The organism is Stenotrophomonas sp. X (assembly GCF_055721025.1).
The window spans coordinates 1,606,287-1,633,247 of record NZ_CM146756.1; the positions used below are offsets into that span (position 1 = coordinate 1,606,287).

Here is a 26,961-nt window from a genome sequence, read left to right on the forward strand (position 1 = left end):
CCCACGCAACGCCAGCACTGAGAGGAACACCGGAGCCAATGAGGATGAACGACTTGACCAAGAACCTCCTGCTATGGGTGGTCGTCGCCGTCGTGCTGATGGTGGTCTTCCAGAGCTTCTCGCCGAAGTCCTCCGGAGCCGGCGCGCAGGGTGCGTCGTACTCGCAGTTCCTGGACCAGGTGGACAGCGGCAACGTGCAGAAGGTCGCCTTCGGCGGCGACATGCGCGGCGGCACCAGCCAGCTGACCTACACCACCCGCGGCGGGCAGACATCCACCATCACCGCACCGTTCGATCGCGACCTGATCAACGTGCTGCGCACCAAGAACGTGGAGATCGTGCAGGAGGAGCCGTCCAGCGGCATCTCCCTGGGCGCGATCCTGATGAATTTCCTGCCGGTCATCCTGATCATCGGCTTCTGGTTGTTCATCATGCGGCAGATGCAGGGCGGGGGCGGCGGTGCCAAGGGCGCGATGTCCTTCGGCAAGTCGCGCGCCAAGCTGCAGGGCGAAGACCAGATCAAGGTCACCTTCGCCGACGTCGCCGGCTGCGATGAGGCCAAGGAAGAAGTGGGCGAGCTGGTCGACTTCCTGCGCGACCCGTCCAAGTTCACCAAGCTGGGCGGCAAGATTCCGCGCGGCGTGCTGATGGTGGGCCCGCCGGGTACCGGCAAGACGCTGCTGGCCAAGGCCATTGCCGGCGAAGCCAAGGTGCCGTTCTTCTCGATCTCCGGTTCGGACTTCGTGGAAATGTTCGTGGGCGTCGGCGCCAGCCGCGTGCGTGACATGTTCGAGCAGGCCAAGAAGCATGCCCCGTGCATCATCTTCATCGACGAAATCGACGCCGTCGGTCGCCACCGTGGCGCCGGCCTGGGCGGCGGTCATGACGAGCGCGAGCAGACCCTGAACCAGCTGCTCGTCGAAATGGATGGTTTCGAGGGTGGCGAAGGCGTGATCGTGATCGCCGCGACCAACCGCCCGGACGTGCTGGACCCGGCGCTGCTGCGTCCGGGCCGTTTCGACCGCCAGGTCGTGGTTGGTCTGCCGGACGTGAAGGGCCGTGAGCACATCCTGAAGGTCCACATGCGCAAGCTGCCGCTCGCCGACGATGTCGAGCCGATGGTGATCGCGCGGGGTACCCCGGGCTTCTCCGGTGCTGATCTGGCCAACCTGTGCAACGAGGCGGCCCTGTTCGCCGCGCGTGGCAACGAGAAGGAAGTCCGCATGGACCACTTCGACCGTGCCCGTGACAAGATCCTGATGGGTGCCGAGCGCCGCTCGATGGCCATGAGCGAAGAAGAGAAGACCCTGACCGCCTACCACGAAGCCGGCCACGCCATCGTCGGCCGCCTGGTGCCCGAGCACGACCCTGTCTACAAGGTCACGATCATCCCGCGCGGCCGTGCGCTGGGCGTGACCATGTACCTGCCGGAAGGCGACAAGTATTCGATGAACCGCGTGGCGATCAAGTCGCAGCTGTGCTCGCTGTACGGTGGTCGTGTGGCCGAGGAGCTGATCTTCGGTGCCGACAAGGTCACCACGGGCGCTTCCAACGACATCGAACGCGCCACCAAGATGGCCCGCAACATGGTCACCAAGTGGGGCCTGTCCGACCAGCTCGGCCCGATCGCCTATGGCGAAGAGGATGACGAGGTGTTCCTGGGCCGATCGGTCACCCAGCACAAGAGCGTGTCCAACGACACCGCGCGTCGCATCGATGAGGAAGTGCGCAAGATCCTCGACGAAGCCTACGCGCGCACCACCGAGCTGATGACGGCCAACCTGGACAAGCTGCACGCGATGTCCCAGCTGCTGCTGCAGTACGAGACGATCGACGCGCCGCAGATCGACGCCATCATGGAAGGCCGCGATCCGCCGCCGCCGGCCGGCTGGAGCAAGTCGAACAAGGATGGTGGCAACGACAAGGGCGGCGACGCCCGTCCGCTGCCGCCGATCGCGGGCCCGGCCGAATCGCACTGACGGCCCGCTGTACGTGACACCAGACGAGGCCGGGGCAACCCGGCTTCGTCGTTTCCGGGCTACCGGCCCATTCCGAAGAACCGAACTGACGCTGGAGCCCGCATGTCTGCCCCGAAGCCCGAACCGATTTCCCACACCGCCGAAATGGTCATCGCCACCGTGGTCGGCGTGGGTGTGGGCCTCGGAGCCGACAATCTGCTGCTGGGCTGCGTGGTGGGTATCGCGGTCGGCATCGTGCTGAGCATCGCCAGGACCCTGTACGTGGACCGCAGGCGCCGCCGCCGTTGAAGGGTGTCGGCAGGGCTGCGCCCTGCACCCGTGGTAGTGCCGGCCGCTGGCCGGCAACCTCAATAGCAAAAGCAAAAGCAAAAGCAAAAGCGGGCTTTCCGTGGGATGGCGGGGCGGTGTCGGAGTGCGGGGACGCTGCAAATACGTCCCTGTAAGCTTGGCAGCCGCATCCATGCGGCTGACACCCCGCCCTCCGACACCGCCCCACCTCTGACAGGTTTCTGCTGCTGTTGGTGGGTGTCGACCTTGGTCGACACGGCAGATCCACGCCATGCGTGGATGCATTTCGATTCCAATTCGAAATATTCGATTCCGATGGAGATTCAGCCACGCATGGCGTGGATCTACTGCAGATCGCGGAAATCTGTCGAAGGCGGGGTGGGTCCGGTTGCGGGGGCGTGAGCCGCATGGATGCGGCGACCGAGCTTACATGGACGTACTTGCAGCGGCCCCCGCAACCGGACCCACCCCGCCATTCTTCAGTGAACCCGCTGTTGCTCCGGCTGTTGCTGTCGCTCTGGCCTCTGCGGGTGCAGGGCGCCGCCCTGCCGAACTAAACTACCTTTCGTTGTCCCAGCAGGATTGCCCATGTTCGATACCTCGCCCCAGCTCGACTGCGCCGGCCGCATCCTGCGCCTCGACCGTGCCCAGGTCATGGGCATCGTCAACGTCACCCCGGACTCGTTTTCCGATGGCGGCGCGCACGACACCACCGAGGCCGCAGTCGCTCATGGCCTGAAGCTGGTCGAGGAGGGCGCGGACCTTCTCGATATCGGCGGCGAATCGACCCGCCCGGGCGCCACGCCGGTATCGGTCGAGGAGGAGCTGGGCCGGGTGATTCCGGTGATCGAGCAGCTGGCGGCCCGGACCCACGTGCCGATCAGCATCGACACCTTCAAGCCGGAAGTGATGCGCGCGGCCGTGGCCGCTGGCGCCGGCATGATCAACGACATCTTCGGCCTGCGCCAGGAGGGGGCGCTGGACGCCGCCGCGGAAACCGGCGTGCCGGTAGTGCTGATGCACATGCAGGGCGAACCGGGCCACATGCAGGCCGATCCGCACTACGACGATGTGGTCGCCGAGGTGCACGGCTTCCTGGTGCAGCGCCTGTTCGCTGCCGAGATGGCAGGCATCGCGAAGAAGAACCTGCTGATCGACCTCGGTTTCGGCTTCGGCAAGACCACCGGCCACAACATGACCCTGCTGGCGCGTTCGGAGCGCTTTCTGGAGCTGGGCGTGCCGATGCTGGCCGGCCTGTCGCGCAAGCGCAGTCTCGGTGAACTGACAGGTCGCGATACGCCGTCCGAGCGGGTAGCGGCCTCGGTGGCCGCGCACCTGATCGCAGTCCAGCGTGGCGCGCGCATCGTACGCGTGCATGACGTGGCGGCCACAGTTGATGCGCTGAAGATCTGGCAGGCGGTGCAAGCCGTACCGACGCCGCGCGCCGACGCTGCGCCGACGATCCGCTGGCCGGACGAAGACTGATGGGTATTGATCGGCGGCCACTGGCGATCTCCGTGATGGGGCCGACCGCCAGTGGCAAGACCGCCACTGCGATCGCCCTGGCACGGCAGCTGGATGGGGAAATCGTCAGCGTCGACTCGGCACTGGTATACCGCCACCTGGACATCGGTTCGGCCAAGCCCGATGCGACGGAGCGCGCGCAGGCGCCGCACCATCTGCTGGACCTGCGTGACCCCTGGCAGACCTACTCGGCGGCCGAGTTCGCCGCCGATGCCGGGCGGGTCGTGGCCGACATCGTGGCGCGTGGCAGGACGCCGATCCTGGCCGGTGGCACCGGCCTGTACTTCCGGGCGCTGCTGCAGGGCCTGTCGCCGATGCCGGAGGCCGACCCGGCATTGCGCGAAGCGCTCAGCGCCGAGGCGGCCGAGCGTGGCTGGGCGGCACTGCACGCCGAGCTGGCCAAGGTCGACCCGGCCGCCGCCGCACGCATCCATGCCACCGATCCGCAACGCATCCAGCGGGCGCTGGAGGTCTATCGCCTGACCGGTATCCCCATTACTGAATGGCAGCGCCGGCCGGGCGTAGCGCCATTGCCGGTGCGCACCCTCAAGCTGATCCTCGCCCCACGCGACCGTGCGGTTCTTCACCAGCGCATCGAGGCGCGCTTCGACGCCATGCTGGGGCAGGGGTTTCTCGACGAGGTGCGGGCATTGCGCGCGATGCCGGAAATGGCTGCCGTGGCGGCGCCCCTGGACCTGCCGGCAGTGCGCGCGGTCGGCTATCGGCAGGCCTGGGAGTACCTGGACGGGGAGGGGGATGCCGCCCGTTTCCGTGACAAGGCGATCTTCGCCACCCGGCAACTGGCCAAGCGCCAGCTGACCTGGCTGCGCGGCGAGCTTGATGCGCGCTGGTTCGACCCCCATGTTGATGGGGAGCGCCTGGCCAGCGCGGTGTCGACCTTCGTCGCACGCTGATTCCCTGCCAGCCGTGTAACATCCATCGGTCGGCGGGCGGCTCGGGGGCCGCGGCAACCGTCGGCAACCCAATAAGAACAATAATCAGGAGTGTGCAATGTCCAAGGGGCAATCGCTGCAGGATCCTTTCTTGAACGCACTGCGGCGCGAACGCGTGCCGGTTTCGGTGTACCTGGTGAACGGCATCAAGCTGCAGGGCACGATCGAGTCGTTCGACCAGTTCGTGGTCCTGCTGCGCAACACGGTCAGTCAGATGGTCTACAAGCATGCCATTTCCACCGTCGTTCCGGCACGCAACGTAAAGGTCGGTCCGGGCGGTGGGTACGTGCAGTCGGGTGAAGGTGGTCAGGCAGGTGATGAAGCAGACGAGTAATACCGGAGCGGTGAATGTTTGACCGCTCGAAAAAGGGTGAACACGCCCTGTTGATCCAGCCCCATTTCGGCAAGCTGGAAGACGATGTGCTCGAAGAATTCGGTGATCTGGCCCGCTCGGCCGGGGCCAGCATCGCCGCGACGATCACTGCGCGCCTGGACCGTCCGAATCCGTCGACCCTGATCGGCAGCGGCAAGCTGGACGAGATCAAGGCTGCGGCCGACGCCAGCGGGGCCGACCTGATCCTGGTCAACCATGCATTGAGCCCGGGCCAGGAGCGCAACCTGGAACGTTTCCTCGAGCGCCGGGTGATCGACCGCACCGGCCTGATCCTGGACATCTTCGCCCAGCGTGCGCACAGCCACGAAGGCAAGCTGCAGGTCGAACTGGCACAGCTGCGCCACCTGGCTACGCGGCTGGTGCGCGGCTGGACCCATCTGGAGCGCCAGCGCGGCGGTTCGATCGGCCTGCGCGGCCCGGGTGAAACCCAGCTGGAAACCGACCGCCGCCTGCTGCAGAAGCGGGTGGAGCAGCTGCAGAAGCGCCTGGAAAAGGTCGAAGTGCAGCGCACCCAGATGCGCCGTGCGCGTGTGCGCAGCGAGCTGCCGCGCGTGGCCCTGGTGGGCTACACCAACGCCGGCAAGTCGACTCTGTTCAACGCCATGACCGGCGCTGAGGCCTATGCCGCCGACCAGCTGTTCGCAACGCTGGATCCGACCGTGCGCCGCATCGCGGTGCCGGGGGGCAACGTGGTGCTGGCCGATACCGTCGGCTTCGTCCGCGATCTGCCGCATGATCTGGTCGCGGCGTTCCGCTCGACCCTGTCCGAGGCGCGCGAGGCCGACTTCCTGCTGCATGTGGTCGACGCTGCCGATCCGCACCGCGAGGAGCGCATCGCCCAGGTTGACGAGGTGCTGACCGCAGTCGGTGCCGGTGACCTGCCGCAATTGCTGGTGTTCAACAAGATCGACCGCATCGACGGCGCCGACGTGCGCCACGATGGCCAGGACGGTATCCCGGATGAGTCGCGTCGTGAGCGGGTCTGGATTTCCGCGCGTGACGGGCGGGGGCTGGAGCTGCTGCAGGCGGTGCTGGGCAAGCGCCTGGGCCTGCAGCATGTCTCCGGCGAACTGCGCCTGCCGCCGGATGCCGGCCGCCTGCGCGCGCGCCTGCACCAGCTGGAAGTGATCCGCAGCGAGCAGGCTGATGAAGACGGTTGGCTGTTGCAGGTCGACCTGCCGATCGCCGAAGCTGAAAAGCTGGCCGCCAGTGCCGATGGCGCGCCGATCCGCGCGCTGCTGCCGGAGAAACTGCCGGAGTGGTGAGGTAGCGGCCGATGCCCGGTAGTGCCGGCCGCCGGCCGGCAGCGCAACCATCCGGATGGGCGCGACATCTGGCTGTCATCTGCGGTACAACGTGCAGGTTCTTCACCCCACCGTCATGCCGATGTCCATCCCCACCGACGCTGAACTCAATATCCAGTCCGCCGCGCTTGGGCAGCGCCTGCAGCAGGCCTCGCTGCAGCTGGTGACCGCTGAAAGCTGCAGTGGTGGCTGGATTGCAAAGTGCATGACCGACATCGCAGGTTCGTCGGCATTCTTCGACTGCGGCATGGTGGTCTACAGCTACGAAGCCAAGCAGCGGCTGTTGGGCGTGAGGGCGCAGACCCTGGAGCAGTACGGTGCGGTCAGCCGCGAAACCGTGCTGGAGATGGTGTCGGGTGCGCTGGTCAATTCCGGTGCCGGCATCGCGGTGGCGGTGACCGGCATTGCCGGACCGGGCGGTGGCAGCCCTGGCAAGCCGGTCGGCAGCGTCTGGATCGGCTGGAAGCGGCGCGGCGGCTACGCCCGCGCCGAGCTGTTCCAGTTCGAGGGCGACCGCGAAGCCATCCGCCGGCAAACCGTAGCGGCGGCATTGCGCGGCATCGACGCCCAGCTGTGACATGCTGCTCCGGTAATTGTCCGGAGCACGCATGATGTGGGAAACGCTGGGCACGGTCCGTGACCTGGGCCGACTGCAGGAAATTGCGGTCGTCCTGATCCGCTATGGCTTCGGTGACGTGGTGCGGCGCATCGGCCTGGCCACCACGCTGGAGCGCGCAGGGCGCCTGTTGCACTGGAACGAGGATCGCCAGGAACTGCTGCGGATGACCGCGCCGGTGCGCGTACGCAGCGCGATGCAGGATCTCGGCCCGACCTTCGTCAAGCTCGGGCAGGTGCTGGCGACGCGCGTCGACCTGCTGCCGCCGGAATGGATCGCTGAACTGTCCGAGCTGCAGAACGCGGTACCCGCGCTGCCGTATGCCGATATCCGCGAGCAGCTGGAGGCCGACCTGGGCGCCTCGCCTGCAGACGTGTTCGCCTTCCTCGATGAAATCCCGATGGCCGCCGCCTCGCTGGCGCAGGCCCATCGCGCGCGCCTGCATGACGGCCGCGAGGTGGTGCTGAAGGTGCGGCGCCCCGGTATCCGCGACGTGGTCGAGGCCGACCTGCGGTTGCTGGCGCGCCTGGCCGAAATCGTCGAGGCGCGGCTGCCGGACCTGCGCCGCTATCGTCCAGCCGAGGTCGTGCAGCAGTTCACCGTGTCGCTGCGCCGCGAGCTGGATTTCGCCGCCGAATGCCGCAACGCCGAGCGCATCGCGCGCAACTTCAGTGGTCGTGACGACATCCTGATCCCCAGCGTGCACTGGCAGTGGACCTGCGAAAGCCTGAACGTCCAGGACTTCGTCGACGGCATTCCCGGGCGTGACCTGGCCGGCGTCGATGCGGCGGGCCTGGACCGGCGCGAACTGGCTCGGCGCGGTGCCGGCATCGTGCTCAAGATGGTGCTGGAGGACGGCTGCTTCCACGCCGACCCGCACCCCGGCAACATCCTCTACCTGCGTGACGGCCGCATCGGCGTGATTGACTTCGGCATGGTCGGCGCGCTGTCTGAAGTGCGCCGCTTCCAGGTCGCGCAGCTGCTGCACGGGCTGGTCGAGCAGGACCCGCAGGGCGTGGCCGATGTGCTGCTGGACTGGGCCGGCGGCGTGGAAGTGGACGAGAACCGCCTGCAGCACGACATCAGCCAGTTCGTCGACCAGTATCGCGGCGTGCCGCTGAAGGACCTGCGCATCGGCCTGATGCTGGGTGACATTACCCAGCTGCTGCGCAGCTACAGCCTGACCCTGCCGGCCGATCTGGCGCTGATGATCAAGGCCTTCCTGACCCTGGAAGGCATGGGCCGCCAGCTGGACCCGGATTTCGACATGGCCAGTGCCGCGCGCCCGTTCCTTGAACGGGTGGTGCTGCAGCGCTATGCGCCCAGGGCGCTGCTCAAGCGTGGCCGACGCAGCCTGCTGGGCCTGGTCGACTTCGCCGGGGAATTGCCGCGCGACCTGCGCAAGCTGGTCCAGGCCGCACGCCGCGGCCGCCTCCAGCTGAAGGTGGAAACCACCGCGCTGCAGGGCTTCGGCGAACAGGTGAATCGGGCAGCGAACCGGCTGGTGATGGGTATCGTCACCGCCGCGCTGATCATCGGGTCCTCGATCGTCATGCACAGCGTTGGCGGGGTCTCCAGTCGCTGGCTGCTGGCGCTGGGGGTGTGCGGGTTCATCGGCGCCGGCTTCTGTGGCGTGTGGATCCTGTACTCGATATGGAGGAGCGGCAAGCACACATAGTGTGCTTACCGCAGCGGTTCCCCACTGGAACCGCGGAATCGTTGCGCGATTCCTGTAGGGCCAATCGCTGGTCGGCTGCCTTTTGCCTTTGCCGCCCGGCCATTGGCGCAACTGCCGAGCATGGCTCGGCACTACAGACCCGGCACTTGCAGTTGTGCGCATTAGTAGTAATACTACTAACCATGGACCTGACCGACACCCAGCAGGCGATCCTGCAGTTGATCGCCGAGCGTATCGAGAGCGAAGGCGCACCGCCGTCGCAGACTGAAATCGCACGTGCGTTCGGCTTCAAGGGCGTGCGCGCGGCCCAGTACCACCTGGAAGCCCTGGAGCAGGCCGGTGCGATCCGTCGCATCCCGGGCCAGGCTCGCGGCATCCGTCTGGTGCAGGCACCGCCGGTCGAAAAGCTCGCCGAGCCGGGCCTTCCGGACAGCGTGCTGCGCTTGCCGGTGCTGGGCCGGGTCGCTGCCGGCCTGCCGATCGGTGCCGACATCGGCTCCGACGATTTCGTGGTGCTGGACCGGGTGTTCTTCTCGCCGGCGCCGGACTACCTGCTGAAAGTGCAGGGCGACTCGATGATCGACGAGGGCATCTTCGACGGCGACCTGATCGGCGTACACCGCACTCGCGACGCCCGTTCCGGGCAGATCGTGGTGGCCCGCATCGATGACGAGATCACCGTCAAGCTGCTGAAGATCGCCAAGGACCGCATCCGCCTGCTGCCACGCAATCCCGATTACAAGCCGATCGAGGTGCTGCCGGACCAGGATTTTGCGATCGAAGGCCTCTATTGCGGCCTGCTTCGGCCCAATCGTTGACCCGCTCCATAGTGCATTACCCCGCGGTCTTTTGTGGCGATTCTCTGGTTCCACTGAGGTTGGTACGGATGTCCGATAATTCTTTTCAGAGCGCCGGGCAGAATCTCAGCCTGTGCGATACGTCCGACTTAAAGTGAACCCATGGCAAAGAAGACCCCCAAAGACAGCACCCCCAACGACATGACCTCTGCAAGGACCAATACGATGGACGAGAACAAGAAGCGCGCCTTGGCTGCTGCTCTGGGCCAGATCGAGAAGCAGTTCGGCAAGGGCTCGGTGATGCGCATGGGCGACCGCGTGGTCGAGCCCGTCGAAGCCATCCCGACCGGTTCGCTGATGCTCGACATCGCACTGGGCATTGGCGGTCTGCCGAAGGGCCGTGTCGTTGAGATCTACGGCCCGGAATCCTCGGGCAAGACTACCCTGACCCTGCAGGCCATCGCCGAATGCCAGAAGATGGGCGGTACCGCGGCCTTCATCGACGCCGAGCACGCGCTTGACCCGATCTACGCCGCGAAGCTGGGCGTGAACGTGGACGACCTGCTGCTGTCGCAGCCGGATACCGGTGAGCAGGCGCTGGAAATCGCCGACATGCTGGTCCGTTCGGGCTCGGTCGACATCCTGGTGGTCGACTCGGTCGCCGCGCTGACCCCGAAGGCCGAAATCGAAGGCGAAATGGGTGACCAGCTGCCGGGCCTGCAGGCCCGCCTGATGAGCCAGGCGCTGCGCAAGCTGACCGGCAACATCAAGCGTTCCAACACCCTGGTGATCTTCATCAACCAGCTGCGCATGAAGATCGGCGTGATGATGCCGGGCCAGAGCCCGGAAACCACCACCGGTGGCAACGCGCTGAAGTTCTATGCCTCGGTCCGCCTGGACATCCGCCGTATCGGTGCGATCAAGAAGGGCGATGAGATCATCGGCAACCAGACCAAGATCAAGGTCGTCAAGAACAAGCTGGCGCCTCCGTTCAAGCAGGTCATCACCGAGATCCTGTACGGCGAAGGCATCAGCCGCGAGGGCGAACTGATCGACATGGGCGTGGATGCCAAGCTGGTCGAGAAGGCCGGCGCCTGGTACAGCTATGGTGAAGAGCGCATTGGCCAGGGCAAGGACAATGCCCGCGGCTACCTGCGCGACAACCCGACCGTCGCCGCCAAGCTCGAGGCCGAGCTGCGTGAGAAATTCCAGCCGGCCGAAGCGGCCCGCGAGGAAGGCGACGACGAAGGCGACGACGAGTAAGGCTTGCTGTGGGGCAGGGCGGCGCCGTCAGTGACGTCGCCCTGTCCCGCAGGTTCGAATCGCCCAGGGATGGGCAGGGCGCCAAGGACGGCGCCACCCTTGGAGCACCGATGTCCGACGCCGAAGACATTCCCACCGGCCGCAAGCGCCGGCAGCGTGAGCAGACTCCCGTACAACGGGCGCTGGGCCTGCTGGTCCGCCGCGAGCACTCGCGCAAGGAACTCACCCGCAAGCTGACCGCCCGTGGCATCGAAGACGAAGCCGCGCAGGCCGCTGTCGCCAAGCTGACCGAGGCGGGCTGGCAGGACGACACCCGTTTTGCCGAGAACCTGGTGAGGATGCGCGCCAACACCGGTTATGGGCCGATCCATGTCCGCGCCGAGCTGGGGACCCACGGCCTGGACAGTGCCGCGATTGCTGCAGCGATGGACAGCTACGAAGGCGACTGGCAGGAGAACGCCCGTGATCTGGTCCGCCGACGCTTTGGCGAGGCCGGTCCGCAGGACCTGACGCAGCGGCGCAAGGCCGCCGATCTGCTGGCCCGACGGGGCTTCGACGGCGACAGCATCCGCCGTGCGACCCGCTACGACCCGGATGACTGAGACTGGCGGCGCCGGGCCTGATACCCTTTAGGTTTTCGGCGGTCCCTCGCGACTCTGGCCAACACGGCCGGTGGTCCGGGTCCGCCGGCCCGCAGACTGCCAGCCCCCAATGAACGCATCCGCCAAATTCACGACATCCCAGATCCGCAGCGACTTCCTTGAATTCTTCAAGGGCAAAGGCCACACCATCGTGCCCTCGGCGCCGCTGGTGCCGGGCAATGATCCGACCCTGCTGTTCACCAACTCCGGCATGGTGCAGTTCAAGGACGTGTTCCTCGGCGCGGAGAAGCGTAGCTACGTGCGCGCGGCCGACGTGCAGCGCTGCCTGCGCGCGGGCGGCAAGCACAACGATCTCGACCAGGTCGGCTACACCGCACGCCACCACACCTTCTTCGAAATGCTGGGCAACTGGTCGTTCGGCGACTACTTCAAGAAGGACGCGATCGCCTGGGCCTGGGAACTGCTGACCCAGGTCTGGAAGCTGCCGGCCGAACGCCTGCTGGTCACCGTCTACCAGACCGATGACGAAGCCTATGCGCTGTGGCGCGACATGGTCGGCGTGCCGGAAGAGCGCATTGTGCGCATCGGCGACAACAAGGGTGCGCCGTTCGCTTCGGACAACTTCTGGCAGATGGCCGACACCGGTCCGTGTGGTCCGTGCACCGAGATCTTCTACGACCACGGCGACCATATCGCCGGCGGCCCCCCGGGTTCGCCGGATGAAGACGGCGACCGCTTCATCGAAATCTGGAACCTGGTGTTCATGCAGTTCGACCGCCAGCCCGACGGCACCCTGGTGCCGCTGCCGGCGCCGTGCGTGGATACCGGCATGGGCCTGGAGCGCCTGGCTGCGATCCTGCAGCACGTGCACACCAACTACGAGATCGACCTGTTCCAGGCGCTGATCCGCAAGGCCTCCGAGCTGACCGGCACCGCCGACCTGGAGAACAAGTCGCTGCGCGTGATTGCCGACCACATCCGCGCCTGCTCGTTCCTGATCGTCGACGGCGTGCTGCCGTCCAACGAAGGCCGGGGTTACGTGCTGCGCCGTATCATCCGCCGCGCCCTGCGCCACGGCTGGATGCTGGGCGTGCGCCAGCCGTTCTTCAGCAAGCTGGTGCCGACGCTGGTCGAGCAGATGGGCGAGGCCTATCCGGAACTGCCGGCGGCGGTGGACACTGTCATCCGTGCGCTGCAGGCCGAGGAAGAGCGTTTCGCCGAAACCCTCGATGCCGGCATGAAGATCTTCGAAGACGTGGCCGGCAAGGCCAGCAATGGCGTGATCCCGGGCGTTGACGCCTTCCGCCTGTATGACACCTATGGCTTCCCGCTCGACTTGACCCAGGACATCGCCCGCGAGCGCGACCTGACCGTCGACATCGCCGGCTTCGATGCCGCGATGGAGCAGCAGCGCGAGACCGCGCGCGCGGCCGGCAAGTTCGGTGGCGGCGTGACCCTGCCAGCCGAACTGGTGGCGACCCTCAGCCCGACCCAGTTCCTGGGCTACGACCGCCTGCAGGCCGACGGCCTGAGCGTGCTGGCCCTGCTCAAGGACGGTCGTCCGGTGCAGTCGGCCGATGCGGGTGACGCAGTCATCGTCATCACCAACCAGACCCCGTTCTACGCCGAGTCCGGCGGCCAGGTCGGCGACACCGGCGTGCTGACCGGCAACGGCGTGCGCATGGTCGTGGAAGACACCCAGAAGTTCGCCGGCCAGTTCCATGGCCACGTCGGCACCCTGTCCGACGGCGGCCTGAAGGTCGGCGACGTGCTCTCCGGCCAGGTCGATGGCGACCGCCGCGGCGCCACCATCCTCAACCATTCGGCCACCCACCTGCTGCACGCCGCCCTGCGCGAAGTGCTGGGCACCCACGTGCAGCAGAAGGGCTCGCTGGTCGCCCCGGACCGCCTGCGTTTCGACTTCTCGCACTTCCAGCCGATCAGTGCCGACGAACTGGCGGTGATCGAGCGCAAGGTCAACCAGCAGGTGCGCGCCAACAACGCCGCCGAAGTGCACACCATGGGCATGCAGGAAGCGCTGGACTTCGGCGCGATGGCCCTGTTCGGCGAGAAGTACGGCGAGCACGTGCGCGTGCTGAAGATGGGTGACTACTCCACCGAGCTGTGCGGTGGTACCCACGTCAACCGTACCGGCGACATCGGCCTGTTCAAGATCACCTCCGAGAGCGGCGTCTCCGCGGGCGTGCGCCGCATTGAGGCCGTGACCGGCCAGGGCGCGCTGGACTACGTGGACGCCGAAGAGGCCCGCCTGGCCGAGGCCGCTGAGCTGCTCGGCGGCAGCGCCGCCGACGTGGTCGAGAAGATCCGTGCCCTCGGCCAGCGCCAGAAGCAGCTGGAGCGCGAACTGGAGGCCGTGAAGGCCAAGGTTGCTGCGGGTGCCACGGCCGACCTGTCCGGCCAGGCCGTCGAGGTCGCTGGCGTGAAGGTGCTGGCTGCCCGCCTGGAGGGCTTCGACGCCAAGGCCCTGCGTGACGCCATGGATCGCCTCAAGCAGCAGCTGGGCGACGCGGTGATCGTGCTGGCCGGCGCCCAGGACGGCAAGGCGGCCCTGGTCGCAGGCGTGAACGGCAGCGCAATGGGCAAGGTCAAGGCCGGGGAACTGTTGTCCCATATCGCCGGTCAGATCGGGGGCAAGGGCGGCGGACGCCCGGACCTCGCCCAGGGTGGTGGCGAGGACGGGCCCGCCCTTGCCACTGCGCTGGCTGCAGTCGTCGAATGGGTCAGCCCCCGCCTGTGATGAACCTGGCCGTCCCCCTCCTTGTAGGAGCGGGACGGCTGACGGTACCATTGCGAATCTTTTCCCTTTGTCGTGGTAGCGCTTCTTGACGGAGCGTCAAGCCGGTGGGGGATACCCTTCCACACGGTTCCATGGAGACTTACAAAAATGTTGATCCTGACTCGCCGCGTCGGCGAAACCCTGATGATCGGAGACTCGGTGAGCGTCACCGTGCTTGGCGTCAAGGGTAACCAGGTGCGTATCGGCATCACTGCGCCGAAGGACGTCGCTGTGCATCGCGAAGAGATCTATCAGCGCATCCAGCGTGGTGATGAAGCCGGTGGCACCGGTAGCGAAAATTCTGCCGAATAACGCTTTACCTTCGCACTCGATTAACGTTATGATTCACGCCCCGCTGAGGTGCAACGCACCAGACGCGGAGAAAACCCCGGAGTGATGCCCGAGTGGCCGAAGGGGCTCCCCTGCTAAGGGAGTATAGGGTCAAAAGCTCTATCGAGGGTTCGAATCCCTCTCACTCCGCCAGATACAAAGAAGCGCCTGCAGATCCTCGATCTGCAGGCGTTTTTCTTTGCGCGGATGCAGGGTCCCGGCGTGCCATCCAGCGATCATTGATCGCTGATGGCGACCGAATCAGGCTCTCCTCAGAGCTTTAGCGTCACACCCACCTGGAAGCCCCGCCCCGGCAGCGGCGCGATGTACTTCAGCGGCGAGTTGTGTGGACGCGCTTCCTCATTGAGCAGGTTGCTGCCGTTGACGAACACTTCCATGCCGGCGATGTAGCTGCTGCGCACCGGCAGTTCGCGGCTGACCTGCAGATCAACCAGGTTGAACGCGTCCAGCGGGATTTCCTCGCTGACGTTGCGGCCGAGGTACTTCTGCGTGTCGTAGTAGGTGCTCGACAGCTGCGCCTTCCAACCTTCGCGCTGCCATTGCAGGTTGGCACCGTAGCGGTTGGTCGGCATGTTCGGGAGATACTCGCCATCGTTGTGGGCGCGCAGCGGATCGGGGTGGTCGGCCTTGTTCTTCACCAGATCGGCGAAGGCAGAGATGTTCAACGTGCCATACCGGCCCAAGTCCAGCACCTGAGATGCGTCGATCTCGAAACCCTTCACCGTGGTGTCGGTCTGCTTCCAGTACTTGAGCGGCAGACGGTTGGCGGTCTGCAGGCCGGAATGGCCGAGGTAGAGATAGTTTTCGTACTTCATCCGGTAAGCGGTGGCCGACAGCTCGAAACCGCCGATGTGGAACAGGCCGGTCAGCTCCAGGTTCTTCGCGCGCTCAGGCTTGAGGTTCTGGTTGCCTTCTTCCTGGGTCATCACCGAATAGTGTGCGTTGCTGGCATACAGCTCGTTGATCTCCGGTGCGCGCTGCGAGGATGCGTAGCGCACCTTGGTGGCGAACAAGGGGCCTAGCTCGACATACGATCCGAGGGTGTAGCTGTTGAGCCGGTAGTCGCGGTCCTGCAATTTCGTGTTGGCGGCATTGCGCGCTGTCTTGAAGCGGCTTGGTTGCAGGTCATGGTCAACGCGCTCGTGGCGCACGCCTGCATCGAAACTGGCCCAGCCGAAGTCCAGCGTCTCCTTCAGGAACACCGCGTTGCTGCGGGTGTCGACGTCGGGCAGGTAGCGCAGTGAACCGCTGCCGGTGACCTGGCGCGACTGGTGGCTGAAGCCGAGCAGGCCGCTGAGCGGACCGACGCGCTGATGGCTCAGAAGCAGCTCGGCCTGGGAGCTTTCGAAGTCGTAGTCATTGGCCTTGGATGCACCGAGGCGCTCGCCCGACGTGTTGTCCAGCCTGGAAACTCGCAGCTCCGCGCGCTCGAACCACGGCAGCGGATCGCGCAGCAGGGCGTCCAGCGCGTAGCGTTCCTGCTTGATCACCACGCCCACCGGCAGGCCATCGGCATCGTTCGAACCGAACGACAGGTTCTGCATCGAGAATCCCGGCACGCCGTATTCGCTGTCCTTGGCATCGATGCTGACACCCACGTAGCCACGGTCGAAAAACAGCGTCGAGCCGAAGGCCACCTGCGAGTTGCGTGCGTAGCTGTTGCCCAGCCGGTGATGGTAGTCGGGCGTGACATCGTTGTTGATCTGCTTCTGCACGTACGACGGCGTGCCGGGCACGTAGGCCGGGTTGGCCGGATTGATGTAGGTGCGGCGCTGCCAGACCGAGGTCGGATGGTTGGTGTAGAACGAGAAGTCACCATCGGCCCAGTCCGGATTTTCGCTCATGAACTGGTCGATGTAGGGCTGCGAGGCCTTGTTGTAGATCTGCTGGACGCGCGCCTCTTTCTGGCAGCTGTCGGCCAGCGCCGAGTTGACGCCGCCGGTCGGCGGGAACAGGCGGGTGTTGCAGACGGCGGCCTTGCTGTTGCCCGGGATGTCGTAGTGCGAGATGCGCTGACGCGAGACCTGCAGGTTGGTCGAGAGGTTGCGCTGGTTGTTGAAGTTCATGCGGAAGCCCTGCGCGTCGGCGGCATTGAAGCCCTGGCGAAGGACCAGCTCCATCGACTGCTCCGTGTCTTCCATGCTGCGCGGGATGAGGCCCGAATCGATCTCCACGCTGCCGCCGATCGCATTGCCGCCATAGCGCACGGTATCGGAGGACTTGTTGACGATGACGCTGCGCACGAACAGTGGATCGAACGGAATGTTGATGTCGCCGCTGATCGCGTTCATGCCGAGAATGGACTGGCCATCCTGCAGGATCTGCACGCGGTTGCCGCTGAGGCTGCGGATGACCGGGGCGCCCGCGTTCGGCCCGAAGGCGCTGCTCTGCACGCCGGAGACATGTTCGAGCAGGCTTCCGAGGGTACGGTTCTGTGCCTGTGGATTGTCGACGGTGACCCGGCTGTCGACGCGCGAGGGCGGGGAGGCCTGGACCTGGAGGGTGGGAAGGGCAGGCGCGTCCGCAGCGTGGGCGGTGTGGACAGCGAGCAGGATGGCGGCAGCAAGCAGGTGGCGACGCATGGCAGGACTCGTGAAATAGGAGTGAAATGTTATAACGTAACGCTTTGTATCGACAAGGACGTGATGAGGCCTTGCCGCCAGACCTGAATCGCGGGAGGCGCGAACGAGGTTGCCGCGCGTTCAGCGCCCTGCCTTGTGCGGGGCCCCGATGCTGTGCACGATCCGAAGCGCTGCGCCCCACAACGCGTCACGCAGCACCTTCTTCACTGGAACGGAGCAACGTATGAAGCTGTTGTCCGCTGTGTTGTCGTGTGCGTGTTCGCTGCCGGCCGGGTCGGCGCTGGCGGTGGAAGCATCCCCGTCGCCGCTGCTGGGGCGCTGGTCGCTGGACACCGCGACCTCGGCACTGCCCGAGGCGCAGCGTCCGAAGCGGGTGGTGCTGGAGTTCAAGGACGCCGGTGGTGGCCGCTGGAGCTCGCACGTGGATATCGTCCTGCATGATGGCAATACCATGAAGTCCGACGGTACGCTGGCGCTGGACGGTACGCCGGGCCGTTTGTCCGGCACCTATGGCGCGGACAAGGCCAACCTGAAGCTGCCGGCGCCGAACACCCTGGTGATGCAGCTGGTGGACCACGGTACGCCGGCCTCCACCCGTATCTACACCGTGGCCGATGACCAGGCGACGATGACCGAGACCAAGGCGTTCTACGCTCACGACGGGACGCCGATCCTGCAGACCAACCTGTTCAAACGCATGCCGTAGCGATCCTGCGTTCACCACGCCCGCACAACGGGCGTGGTGAACACCGCCGCCTTACACCGGGGCCGGGTCGCGCTTGCCGGTGTCGATGCCATACCTGCCCATGGCGTCCTGCATCCAGCACGCAGCACCATGACCATCACGTTCCAGCGGATCATCGCGTTCAGGCGGCGCTCGACGGCCAGGTCGCCCGGCCGTCCATGCGCGGGTATGCAGGTCGTCGTGCTGCTGGGTGTCCAGCCCGCTCAGCTGATCGATCAGGTAGTGCGCGCGTGGCCGGCCACCGGCCTGCATCACCGCCTGCAGCGATTCACGCCACTCCCGCGTTTCCAGCGGGTCGGTATCGAAGGGGATCAGAAATTGGTTCATGACTGTCTCCGGAGGGCGCCGGTCGGACGTCTGCCTAGGCGACAACACCATCAGGGCGCACAGCACTGGAGCGGGGTCGCCACGGCAATGCCGGGACGCGAAGGGCGGCCGCGGCAGCCACCGAGGGGGCAAGCCTAGGCCCGTCCTCGCGCCTTTGATAGGCAGGCCCGGCTTCGGTTTCTGGCAAGCAAGAGTTGCAGCAGCGCGCCGTATCGTGCGCCGACGCGCCGGGCGGGGAATGCCTGGTACGTTCGTCTGCTGCAACGCCCCTGTCATCAATGGCCGTCACCCTGCTGGGCTTTCCAGCCTCGGGGTGGTTGGCCGGCCGTGAACAGCGTGAGGATCTGGGAGAAGAGCTACGAACTGCGGCGCCGGCTGCTGCGTGGCTTCTTCCTGCGTCGCGGTTCGGCCAGCGAGGATGCCGAAGACCTGGCGCAGGAGGTCTACCTGCGGCTGCTGCGCAGCACCGGCGAGGATGCCGACGCGGTCGAGAACCCGGAAGCCTACCTGTTCACCGTGGCGGCCAACCTGGCGCGCGAGCATGCACGAGCGCGGTCGTCGCTACCGCCGCTGGAGGACGTCGATCTGCTGGCCGAAGTGCTGAAAAGCGAAGAAGACATCGAGGGCGAATTCGAGCGTGCGCAGCGCTGGAACGATATCCGCAGCACCATCGCGCGGTTGCCGGCGACCACGCGCCGGGTGATGGAGCTGCATTACCGCGACGGGCTGGACTGCCCGGGAATCAGCCAGCAGCTGCAGGTGTCGGTGCACATGGTGCGCAAGCATATCGGCAAGGGGCTGGAGGCCTGCAGGAAGGCGCTGGGCGCCAGGGAGCTCACATGAATCGGTATCCATCACGCAGGCCTGACGACGCGATCGAACGTGAGGCGGCGCACTGGTTCCTGTGCAATCGCGAGGGGGGGCTGGACAAGGCCGGGCGTGTCGCGTTCCTCGACTGGATGAAGCGCTCGCCCGAGCATGTTCGCGCCTACATGCGCGCGCTCGCGTTACACCGGCAGGTGGGCGAGGCGCTGCAATCGCTGTTGGCTGATGCGGCGCTGGTGCCACCGCAGCAGGTCGCCGCCAAGGTGGTGCCGCTGTTCGGTCGTGCGCACGCGCCGCCCCGCGCCGTGCTGCGTCGCGGTCGCGTGCGCTGGTGGACGGTCTCTGCCGCGGCCTGTGTTGCCCTGCTCGGCGTGGGCCTGGTTTCGCAGATGATGCCCACCCAGCAGCTCTACAGTGCCGGGCATGGTGAACTCCGCGACCTGGTGCTGCCCGACCAGACCCAGGTGCGGCTCAACGCGGACAGCCGACTGCGGGTACGCATGAGCTGGTTCAGTCGAAGGGTGGAGCTGCTGCAGGGGGAGGCCACGTTCGACATCGCCCGCGACCGCCGTCCGTTCGAGGTGGAAGTGAACGGCCTGGAGATCCGGGATATCGGCACTGTATTCGATGTATCGCGACGGCTGCAGAGCACCCGCATCGGCGTGGTCTCCGGCGAGGTCGAGGTCTGGAGCCAGGGCGCGGGTGCCCGCCGCCTGGCCCAGCTGGAGCAGGGCCGGGTGGTGCAGGTCGACGCGCGAAGCCATGCCGTCGAGTCAGTGGACATGCCGCTGTCGATGCTGCTGGACTGGCAGCAGCGCAAAGTGTCCTTCCTCGATGAGCGGCTCGATGAGGTGGCAGCTGCCTTCAACCGGCACAACCAGGTGCAGGTGCGCGTACTGGACGAAGGCGCGGCATCGGCACGGTTATCCGGCAGCCTCGACGCGCATCGCATCGGTGCGCTGCAGGCTTTCCTTGAACGCGACCCACGCTTCGTGGTGAGGCGCGAAGGCGACACAGTGCGGGTCGGCAGTCGCTGAGGCCCGCACGGTCGTGAGCTGTCAGAAAAAATTCATCGAATCCGCGTTCTCCACTTCGGTGGATGCGGGCTCTTACTTGGGAGAAGCCGCTGCCAAGTCACGCGGCGACCTCGCAGCCTTTTCTCTTCCAAGGACCCGTGATGCGTAACACGCTCTACCTGTCGATCATCCTCGCCCTGTCTCCCTGCAGTGTGCCAATGGCGGCCGCGGCCACTGCCGATGGCCTTGAAACCCGCGTGTCGGCGGCGATCGCGGCGCAACCGCTGGCACGTGCGCTTGAGCAGTTGTCGCGCAGTTCCGGCGTACAGTTCCTGTACTCGGGCAGCGGCGAAGCGCACATGGCCGGGGCTGTGCCGCGGGGCGCCACCGTCAAGCAGGCGTTGGACGCACTGCTGGCGGGTACCGGTCTGGGCTACACCGTGGTGGATGGCAATGTCATCGCCATCGATCCGGCACCCGCACGCAACGCGCCGAAGCCAGCCGCGCCGATGCCGCGCGAGGCCGGGGCGGTGCTGGCGCCGACCCTGGGCACGGTGAAGGTGATTGCCGCGCATGAGGTCATCGACCAGAAGAAGTCGTCGCCGGTGATCAAGGATTCGGTGGTCTACGACGAGATGGACAGCTACGGCGACGAGACCCTGGCCGAGAGCCTGATGGCCGCTCCAGGCCTGAGTGCGGTGGAGGATGCCGGCGAACCACGCTACGTGACCGTGCGCGGCGTGCAGGCCAACCTCAACTACACCACCATCGATGGCATCGCGATCGCCAGCGTGGGGGGCAGTGGCTCCGGGGAGCGCATGAACAACCTGCAGCTGATTCCCAGCGACATCGGTACCCGAACCGACATCTACAAGAGCTTCAGTGCGGAGCAGGCACCGGATGCGATCGGCGGTGTGATCGACATCATCAGCCGTAGTGCCTTCGACCGGTCCGGCAGGTACGTGTTTGCCGATGTGGCAGGCATCTATTCCACTGCCGAGACCAACGTCGAGCGCAGCGCCGGCGGCAACCACGAGACCCTGGGCCATTTCGGCAAGAGCGCCAAGATGGTGTTCTCCAACCAGTTCGGCGCCGACCAGGAATTCGGCATCGTTGCGGTGGCACGCTATGAGCAGCGTTCACGCAACAGCGTCAAGCGCTGGGTGGAGTCGAACTACTACTACAACGACGCTGGAAAATACCTCACCGACGGCACCACGGGTCCGGACGAGGCCAAGGGCTGGAACGGCCTGCGTGCGCCTGGCAACTTCAGTACCGGCACCTATACCAACTTCATCACCAACTTCGGTGGCTCCGCCAAGCTTGAGTGGAAGCCCTCGGATGATCCGTTCTACGCATCGCTGCTGCTGTACTCGTACCGGTTCTACGAGAACTCGACGATGAACAAGACGGATCTGTATGGCAACGCCAAGTTTCCGATCCGCAACCAGACCGAGGACAGCGGCACCACCCAGATCAACAGCATCTACATCAAGAACCGTCACGACCGCTGGGACCGCAGCAACCGTGGCGCCATCGCCAGCTTCAACTGGGACGTCGGCGACCGTTCGCGCCTGACCCTGCGTGGTGGCCACACCGAAGAGACCTTTCACAACAACCAGGTCTACTGGGGTGTGCGTGCCTATCCAAGCAATCTGTTCGTCGACTACGAGAATGACAGTCACGGGTTCCCAAACGCGGTAGCGGTTTCTGATTCCAGCCTGTTGACCAGCTCCGCGTTCAAGCTCAATCCGGCGCAGGCCTATGTCTCCCCGCGCGATGCCAAGGAGAGCATCGACAACCTGCGCGCGGACTTCAGCTACAACATCGACGCCGATGCGCGTGGCTTCGGCCTGGCCACCGGTGCCGAGTACCGCCACCTGAAGATCTGGCAGGACATCGACTTCGACTACTTCAGGAGCAGTGCCACGCTCAACGACTACCTGTACCCGGGGTCGACGCTGCTGGGCAGCGTGCCGGGCTTCCCTCTGATCGACAACCGCAAGTGGAACGAGGAACTGCTGCCGAAGCTGGGCAACAACAATGCGGCGTATCCGAATGCCAACTTCACCAGCGACTACAAGTACGTGGAGGACATCACCAATGCCTATGTGTCCGCTCACTACGCCTGGGACCGGCTGCTGCTGATCGGCGGCCTGCGTTACGACCACACCCGCTTCGATGCCTACAGCCCGTTCAGCGATGATGGCGGCAGTACGTATACCTCCGCCTTCCGCAACACGAGCGGTGGCTACAACAACCTGCTGCCTTCGTTGAATGCGACGTTCAAGCTGAGCGAGGACCAGCGCCTGCGCTTCTCCGCCAGCCGTACGCTGGGCCGGCCGACGCCGAGCAACATCGCCCAGGCCACCAGCACCAGCTGTGGCGATGACGAGGAGGGCAGGGGCTTCTGCACCATCAAGCAGGGCAATGCCAACCTGCAGCCGCGCCGTTCCACCAACGTCGACCTGGCGTGGGACCTGTATTTCAACGGCAACAATGGCCTGGTCTCGGTGGCGCTGTTCGACAAGGTGATCAAGGACGATATCTACACCCTGACCACGTTCGAGAACGTGGGGGACACCCGCTACCGGGTCACCCAGCCGATGAACACCGACGAGTCGAAGCTGCGTGGCGTTGAGTTCGCGGTGGCCAATCGCAATCTGCAGTGGGGCCGCCAGCGCTTCGACATGTACTTCAACGCGACGCGTCTGGAAGGCCAGACCAACTACCGCATCACCGATGGCACCGAGCGGCGCCTGGACCGCCTGCTGTACCAGCCGGACTGGTCGCTCAATGGGTCGGTGATCTGGCGCATGCCGTGGAAGAGCTCGCAACTGCGCCTGTCCGGAACCTACCGCAGCCGGATGCTGGTCGACTTCGGTGACACCGAATGGCTGGATTCGTACTACGACCCATACATGACGTTCAACATGGCTTTCAGCCACAAGGTCGGCAAGCACGTAACGCTGAAGTACGAGGCCAAGAACCTGTTCAACACCCAGCCAACCTACAGCACCGGTCCGAACGGGCGTTTCCGAACCGAGATCGACGACTACGGCCGCTTCTTCTATTTCCACATCATCTACAACTGAGGGTTCACCCGTGGAGACGATCAATCGCAGGCGATTCCTGGCCTTGGCCGGCTTGTCGGCCGCCGGGGCCTGGATGGGCACGGCGCACGCACTGGCCGCGCAGGCCGATGCCACCGCGCTGAACCCGCGCAACCTGCTGGCCAAGCCGCGCTTTGCCAGCACACCCTTCACCCTGGGCGTGGCCTCGGGTGATCCCTCGGCCGATGGCGTGGTGCTGTGGACGCGCCTGGCGACCGAACCGCTGGTGTTCGGCGGTGGCATGCCGACCCGGCCGATGGCGGTCGAATGGCAACTGGCAGCAGACGATGGCATGCGCAAGGTGGTGCGCCAGGGTTCGGCAATGGCGCATCCCGAACTCGGCCACGCCGTGCACGTGGAGCTGGACGGGTTGGCGCCCGGACGGCCCTACTGGTACCGCTTCACCGTAGGCGGCCACGCCAGTGCGGTCGGTTGTACCCGCACGCTGCCCGCAGCCACGGCCGCAGTGGATCGTGTGCGCTTTGCGGTGGCCGGTTGCCAGCACTACGAAGAAGGCCACTACACCGCGTGGCGGCGCATCGCCGACGAACCGCTGGATTTCGTCTTCCACTACGGTGACTACATCTACGAAGGCGAAAGCCAGCCGGGCCTGCGGAAGATGAACGGCCAGCCGTTCACCAACCTGCGCAACCACGTCGGCCCGCAGATCTACACGCTGGATGATTACCGCCGCCGCTACGCCCAGTACAAGAGCGATCCCGACCTGCAGGCCGCGCATGCGGCGGCACCGTGGTTCGTCACTTTTGACGACCATGAAGTGGACAACAACTGGGCCGGTGCCGAAGACCAGGATGACACGCCCAGCGAAGTGTTCCTGCTGCGTCGCGCACAGGCGTTCCAGGCCTACTACGAGAACATGCCACTGCGCCGCTCGGCATTCCCGCGCGATGGCCACATGCAGATGTACCGGCGCGCACGCTACGGCACGCTGATGGACCTGCACCTGCTCGATACCCGTCAGTACCGCAGCAAGCAGGTGAACATGGCGTTGCGTGAGGAGGTGGAATCGACGGAGCGCAGCATTGTGGGGGCGAAGCAGGAGCGCTGGCTGTTCGACGGCTTGGCCGATGCTGCACCGCGCTGGCACACGATCGCCCACCAGGTGGCGCTGGGCAACTACATGCGCGAGAAGGACGGCGTGGTGCAATCGTCCGACGACCAGTGGTCAGGCTATCTGGACAGCCGCCGGCGCCTGCTTGACCACATCCAGAAGGTGGGCTTCGGCAACGTAGTGACTGCCTGCGGCGACGCGCATCGCCACTATGCGAGTGATCTGGTGCAGGACCACCGTGACTCGGGCGTGATCTCCAGCGAGTTCCTTGCCACTTCGATCACGTCGGGGGCCGATGGCCAGGGCGTTGACGCGTATGCCATGAACCAGCTTGCGCACAGTCCCTACCTGAAGGCGACCACCGACAAGCGTGGCTACGTGCTGTGCGATGTCACCCGCGATGCTTGGATCGGCGACATGAAGACGCTGGATACCGTAATGCAGCCGAATGGCGCGCTGCAGAGCTGGAAGCGCTATGCGGTGGAGCACGGCCGGCCGGGGCTGCAGGAGGCCTGAATCTACCGGTCTGCGCTGTAGAGCCGAGCCCACGCTCGGCTGCTTTTTCGGTGCAATGCGACCAGGGCGAGAAGTAGCCGAGCGTGGGCTCGGCTCTACAGAGGGCTCCTCAATCGTGCTCGAACCGCAATGGCTCGCTGCCCATTGCCGGGTCACTGGTGCCGGGGCGCCCATCCTCGGCGCGGCCGGCCAGTCGCAGTGCACTGTCGCCCGCACCGATGCGCAGGTCGTACCACCCTGCGGTGGGCGCCGCGTCCCACGCCACCGTGGCCTCAGCATGCGCCGGCAGCACCAGCGCCTGCTCCGGCATGTGCCCGGCATAGGCGCCGGCCTGCACCCGCACATTCTGCGCGCTGTTGTGCAGATTGCGCAGGTGCAGCCGTAGCTGGCCGTCCGCGCGCTCGATCGAAGCCTGCACGGCAGGCGCCTTGACCGCACCCTGGAAGTGGCGGTGGAAGCCGTTCGGACCAAGCAGCCAAAGGTCATAGCGGCCCTGGGCGTCCAGCGGCCAGCGCTCGCGCAGTGGCGTACCTGGCAGCAGCGTGTAGCGGCGTGGTACCGCATCCAGCCGCAGCCGATCGTAGACATGCAGCACGGCCGCCGCGCCTTCGCAGGACAGCGTCAGATCCACACCCGAGGCATCGACTGCGGCAATCGATGCCTGCGGACGATAGGGTAGGGCGCGCGCCGGGCGTACACCGCTTTCCTGTTTCGCTGGTTTCAGCCCCTCTGGCAGCGTGGGCACGGTGCGTCCCGGCAAGGCAGCGGCGCGTGCGGCAACCGCACTCACGTCGGGCAGGCCGCGGACGAACGGGCGGGTATCGCGCTGGGCAAAGTCGAACGCAGTGCTGAGGTCGCCGCAGACCGCGCGGCGCCACGGCGAGATGTCCGGTGCGGCCACGCCAAAGCGGCGCTCGATCAGCCGTATGACCGAGGTGTGGTCGTACACCTGCGAATCGACCCAGCCGCCGCGACTCCACGGCGAGATCACGTACAGGGGCACGCGCGGTCCCAGACCGTACGGGCGCCCGCGCAGTTCGGCGAGATCGTACTTTTCGGCACCCGGTGCCGGGTGCCGGTGGTACTCGCCTTCGGTGCTGACCGAGGACACACCCGCCCAGCCACCGTCCACCGGCGAAGGCGGGGCAGGGGGCGGCATGTGGTCGAAGAAGCCATCGTTCTCGTCGAACATCAGCAGCAGGGCGGTGCGGCTCCACACGTCCGGATCGGCGGTCAGCGCATCCAGCACGCGTGCGGTATAGGCCGCGCCCTGTGCCGGGCTGGACGGGCCGGGATGTTCGCTGCCGGCCGCGTCGGCGATGATGAAGCTGACCTGCGGCAGGCGCCCGTCAATGACGTCCTGGCGCAGCTGCGTCAGGCCCCGCGTGCTGACCCCGCGCGCGCGCAGCTGCGGGTCATGCCCTGGCGCCGCGCGGTGGGCCTGACGGAAGGCCTCGAAACCCGCCAGCGGGTTGTCGGTGAAGTTGTCGGCCATGTCCTGGTAGATCTGCCAGGACACGCCGCCCCTCTGCAGGCGCTCGACATAGCTGGTCCAGCGGTACGACGCCGGGTGCCCACCCTGTTCAGGGAAATTGTCGTGCGAGTTGGCGATCACCGGGCCACCAGCGTGGGCCTGCGGATCGTTGTGGCCGGTCCACAGGAACACCCGGTTCGGGTTGGTGCCGGCCTGCATTGCGCAGTGGTAGGCATCGCAGATCGTGAAGGCATCGGCCAGCGCGAACTGGAACGGTAGGTCGCTGCGCTGGAAGTAGCCCATCGAGTGGTTCTGCTTGGCCTTCGGCCATTGCCCCATGCGACCTTGGTCCCAGGCGCGCTGCGCATCGGGCCAGGTATGCGGCGTGCCTTCCACGCGCATGTAGCCGAAGTGCGCGGCGGTATCCAGCGGGAACGGCGCGATCGCGCGCTTGCCGCTGGCATCGGGCTGCAGCCACAGGCTGCGGACGCGGCCACCTGCTTGCAGCGCGGCGGCCGGGGCGACGAACCGATCACCGAAGCCACGTACGCCCGGCAGCGTGCCGAAGTAGTGGTCGAACGAACGGTTCTCCTGCATGAACACCACGATGTGCTGCAGGTCTTCCAGGCTGCGCGTCTGCGCGGCGGGGGCGATCGCTGCGGCCCGGGCGATGCTGGGCAGCAGTGGAGAAAGGCCGGCGGCAACGCCGGCCTGCAACAACCGGCGTCGGCCGATATCGGTCACG

The 26,961-nt window shown here is 65.9% G+C and carries 20 protein-coding genes, 1 tRNA gene and 1 pseudogene; 19 read left to right on the top strand and 3 right to left on the bottom strand.

The genetic code is table 11. The features are described from left to right. Positions 1-44: 44 nt before the first annotated feature. From ftsH to ACZ75I_RS07485, 14 genes are all read left to right on the top strand, one after another. On the top strand, positions 45-1,979 hold the full coding sequence (gene ftsH / locus ACZ75I_RS07420) for an ATP-dependent zinc metalloprotease FtsH (RefSeq protein ID WP_005416038.1): 1,935 nt from the start codon (positions 45-47) through the stop codon (positions 1,977-1,979). 102 nt (positions 1,980-2,081) lie between these two features. Further along, entirely contained in the window at positions 2,082-2,267 is a 186-nt protein-coding gene (locus ACZ75I_RS07425; RefSeq protein ID WP_061480158.1) for a hypothetical protein, read from the top strand. A gap of 588 nt (positions 2,268-2,855) precedes the next feature. Next, positions 2,856-3,752, top strand: a complete 897-nt coding sequence (folP, locus tag ACZ75I_RS07430; protein ID WP_134969534.1) for a dihydropteroate synthase — start codon at positions 2,856-2,858, stop codon at positions 3,750-3,752. After that, on the top strand, positions 3,752-4,705 hold the full coding sequence (miaA, locus tag ACZ75I_RS07435) for a tRNA (adenosine(37)-N6)-dimethylallyltransferase MiaA (RefSeq protein ID WP_180871019.1): 954 nt from the start codon (positions 3,752-3,754) through the stop codon (positions 4,703-4,705). The genes folP and miaA overlap by 1 nt, the downstream gene beginning before the upstream one ends. Before the next feature lie 97 nt (positions 4,706-4,802). Continuing rightward, complete coding sequence (gene hfq / locus ACZ75I_RS07440) at positions 4,803-5,078, top strand: RNA chaperone Hfq (RefSeq protein WP_004152891.1); 276 nt, start codon at positions 4,803-4,805, stop codon at positions 5,076-5,078. Positions 5,079-5,092: 14 nt separating this feature from the next. Next, complete coding sequence (gene hflX, locus ACZ75I_RS07445) at positions 5,093-6,403, top strand: ribosome rescue GTPase HflX (protein WP_154350533.1); 1,311 nt, start codon at positions 5,093-5,095, stop codon at positions 6,401-6,403. A gap of 121 nt (positions 6,404-6,524) precedes the next feature. Beyond that, positions 6,525-7,019 (top strand): CinA family protein, encoded by a 495-nt coding sequence (locus ACZ75I_RS07450; protein ID WP_061480169.1) that lies wholly within the window; start codon positions 6,525-6,527, stop codon positions 7,017-7,019. Between the two features lie 34 nt (positions 7,020-7,053). Continuing rightward, on the top strand, positions 7,054-8,736 hold the full coding sequence (gene ubiB / locus ACZ75I_RS07455; RefSeq protein WP_061480168.1) for a 2-polyprenylphenol 6-hydroxylase: 1,683 nt from the start codon (positions 7,054-7,056) through the stop codon (positions 8,734-8,736). A gap of 182 nt (positions 8,737-8,918) precedes the next feature. Further along, entirely contained in the window at positions 8,919-9,554 is a 636-nt protein-coding gene (lexA, locus tag ACZ75I_RS07460; protein ID WP_005416045.1) for a transcriptional repressor LexA, read from the top strand. A gap of 204 nt (positions 9,555-9,758) precedes the next feature. Next, positions 9,759-10,796, top strand: coding sequence for a recombinase RecA (gene recA, locus ACZ75I_RS07465; protein ID WP_005416046.1), 1,038 nt, complete (start codon positions 9,759-9,761; stop codon positions 10,794-10,796). 110 nt (positions 10,797-10,906) lie between these two features. Next, positions 10,907-11,398, top strand: coding sequence for a recombination regulator RecX (gene recX / locus ACZ75I_RS07470; RefSeq protein ID WP_061480154.1), 492 nt, complete (start codon positions 10,907-10,909; stop codon positions 11,396-11,398). A gap of 109 nt (positions 11,399-11,507) precedes the next feature. Beyond that, positions 11,508-14,156: an alanine--tRNA ligase gene (gene alaS / locus ACZ75I_RS07475; protein WP_472958889.1), complete on the top strand. Its 2,649-nt coding sequence runs from the start codon at positions 11,508-11,510 to the stop codon at positions 14,154-14,156. A gap of 147 nt (positions 14,157-14,303) precedes the next feature. After that, the gene (gene csrA / locus ACZ75I_RS07480; protein WP_004152909.1) at positions 14,304-14,507 is read left to right on the top strand and encodes a carbon storage regulator CsrA; all 204 of its coding nucleotides are present in this window, start codon (positions 14,304-14,306) and stop codon (positions 14,505-14,507) included. Positions 14,508-14,585: 78 nt separating this feature from the next. After that, positions 14,586-14,678, top strand: a tRNA-Ser gene (locus ACZ75I_RS07485). A gap of 119 nt (positions 14,679-14,797) precedes the next feature. On the opposite strand, the gene ACZ75I_RS07490 is transcribed toward ACZ75I_RS07485, so the two are convergent. Continuing rightward, on the bottom strand, positions 14,798-17,128 hold the full coding sequence (locus tag ACZ75I_RS07490; RefSeq protein ID WP_472958891.1) for a TonB-dependent receptor: 2,331 nt from the start codon (positions 17,126-17,128) through the stop codon (positions 14,798-14,800). Positions 17,129-17,351: 223 nt separating this feature from the next. Between ACZ75I_RS07490 and ACZ75I_RS07495 the strand changes: the two genes are divergently transcribed. Continuing rightward, on the top strand, positions 17,352-17,834 hold the full coding sequence (locus tag ACZ75I_RS07495) for a LuxR family transcriptional regulator (RefSeq protein ID WP_472958892.1): 483 nt from the start codon (positions 17,352-17,354) through the stop codon (positions 17,832-17,834). 68 nt (positions 17,835-17,902) lie between these two features. Here ACZ75I_RS07495 and aceE read toward each other — a convergent pair. After that, a pseudogene (gene aceE, locus ACZ75I_RS07500) lies at positions 17,903-18,200 on the bottom strand (pyruvate dehydrogenase (acetyl-transferring), homodimeric type); the annotation flags it as partial. 327 nt (positions 18,201-18,527) lie between these two features. On the opposite strand from aceE, the gene ACZ75I_RS07505 reads away from it, so the two are divergent. The 4 genes from ACZ75I_RS07505 (at position 18,528) to ACZ75I_RS07520 (ending at position 24,742) form a co-directional block, all read left to right on the top strand. Further along, a complete protein-coding gene (locus tag ACZ75I_RS07505) occupies positions 18,528-19,043 on the top strand; it encodes an RNA polymerase sigma factor (RefSeq protein WP_072166673.1) in 516 nt (171 codons plus the stop codon). Beyond that, positions 19,040-20,062: a FecR family protein gene (locus tag ACZ75I_RS07510; protein ID WP_472958893.1), complete on the top strand. Its 1,023-nt coding sequence runs from the start codon at positions 19,040-19,042 to the stop codon at positions 20,060-20,062. Before ACZ75I_RS07505 ends, ACZ75I_RS07510 begins: the two co-directional genes overlap by 4 nt. A gap of 140 nt (positions 20,063-20,202) precedes the next feature. Beyond that, positions 20,203-23,136 carry a TonB-dependent receptor gene (locus ACZ75I_RS07515; RefSeq protein ID WP_061480146.1) on the top strand — a complete coding sequence of 978 codons (2,934 nt, stop codon included), beginning with the start codon at positions 20,203-20,205 and terminating at the stop codon, positions 23,134-23,136. Positions 23,137-23,146: 10 nt separating this feature from the next. Beyond that, positions 23,147-24,742: an alkaline phosphatase D family protein gene (locus ACZ75I_RS07520; protein ID WP_180871038.1), complete on the top strand. Its 1,596-nt coding sequence runs from the start codon at positions 23,147-23,149 to the stop codon at positions 24,740-24,742. Between the two features lie 109 nt (positions 24,743-24,851). On the opposite strand, the gene ACZ75I_RS07525 is transcribed toward ACZ75I_RS07520, so the two are convergent. Further along, entirely contained in the window at positions 24,852-26,960 is a 2,109-nt protein-coding gene (locus tag ACZ75I_RS07525) for a phosphocholine-specific phospholipase C (RefSeq protein ID WP_472958894.1), read from the bottom strand. Position 26,961: the final 1 nt, after the last annotated feature.

Excerpts from the sequence above, each read along its gene's own strand:
- miaA (WP_180871019.1), top strand. The coding sequence starts at position 3,752 with ATGGGTATTGATCGGCGGCCACTGGCGATCTCCGTGATGGGGCCGACC.
- ACZ75I_RS07515 (WP_061480146.1), top strand. The coding sequence starts at position 20,203 with ATGCGTAACACGCTCTACCTGTCGATCATCCTCGCCCTGTCTCCCTGC.
- ubiB (WP_061480168.1), top strand. The coding sequence starts at position 7,054 with ATGTGGGAAACGCTGGGCACGGTCCGTGACCTGGGCCGACTGCAGGAA.
- recX (WP_061480154.1), top strand. The coding sequence starts at position 10,907 with ATGTCCGACGCCGAAGACATTCCCACCGGCCGCAAGCGCCGGCAGCGT.
- hflX (WP_154350533.1), top strand. The coding sequence starts at position 5,093 with ATGTTTGACCGCTCGAAAAAGGGTGAACACGCCCTGTTGATCCAGCCC.
- csrA (WP_004152909.1), top strand. The coding sequence starts at position 14,304 with ATGTTGATCCTGACTCGCCGCGTCGGCGAAACCCTGATGATCGGAGAC.
- ACZ75I_RS07425 (WP_061480158.1), top strand. The coding sequence starts at position 2,082 with ATGTCTGCCCCGAAGCCCGAACCGATTTCCCACACCGCCGAAATGGTC.
- recA (WP_005416046.1), top strand. The coding sequence starts at position 9,759 with ATGGACGAGAACAAGAAGCGCGCCTTGGCTGCTGCTCTGGGCCAGATC.
- ACZ75I_RS07490 (WP_472958891.1), bottom strand. The coding sequence starts at position 17,128 with ATGCGTCGCCACCTGCTTGCTGCCGCCATCCTGCTCGCTGTCCACACC.
- ACZ75I_RS07510 (WP_472958893.1), top strand. The coding sequence starts at position 19,040 with ATGAATCGGTATCCATCACGCAGGCCTGACGACGCGATCGAACGTGAG.
- alaS (WP_472958889.1), top strand. The coding sequence starts at position 11,508 with ATGAACGCATCCGCCAAATTCACGACATCCCAGATCCGCAGCGACTTC.
- ACZ75I_RS07450 (WP_061480169.1), top strand. The coding sequence starts at position 6,525 with ATGTCCATCCCCACCGACGCTGAACTCAATATCCAGTCCGCCGCGCTT.
- folP (WP_134969534.1), top strand. The coding sequence starts at position 2,856 with ATGTTCGATACCTCGCCCCAGCTCGACTGCGCCGGCCGCATCCTGCGC.
- ACZ75I_RS07495 (WP_472958892.1), top strand. The coding sequence starts at position 17,352 with ATGAAGCTGTTGTCCGCTGTGTTGTCGTGTGCGTGTTCGCTGCCGGCC.
- hfq (WP_004152891.1), top strand. The coding sequence starts at position 4,803 with ATGTCCAAGGGGCAATCGCTGCAGGATCCTTTCTTGAACGCACTGCGG.
- ftsH (WP_005416038.1), top strand. The coding sequence starts at position 45 with ATGAACGACTTGACCAAGAACCTCCTGCTATGGGTGGTCGTCGCCGTC.
- lexA (WP_005416045.1), top strand. The coding sequence starts at position 8,919 with ATGGACCTGACCGACACCCAGCAGGCGATCCTGCAGTTGATCGCCGAG.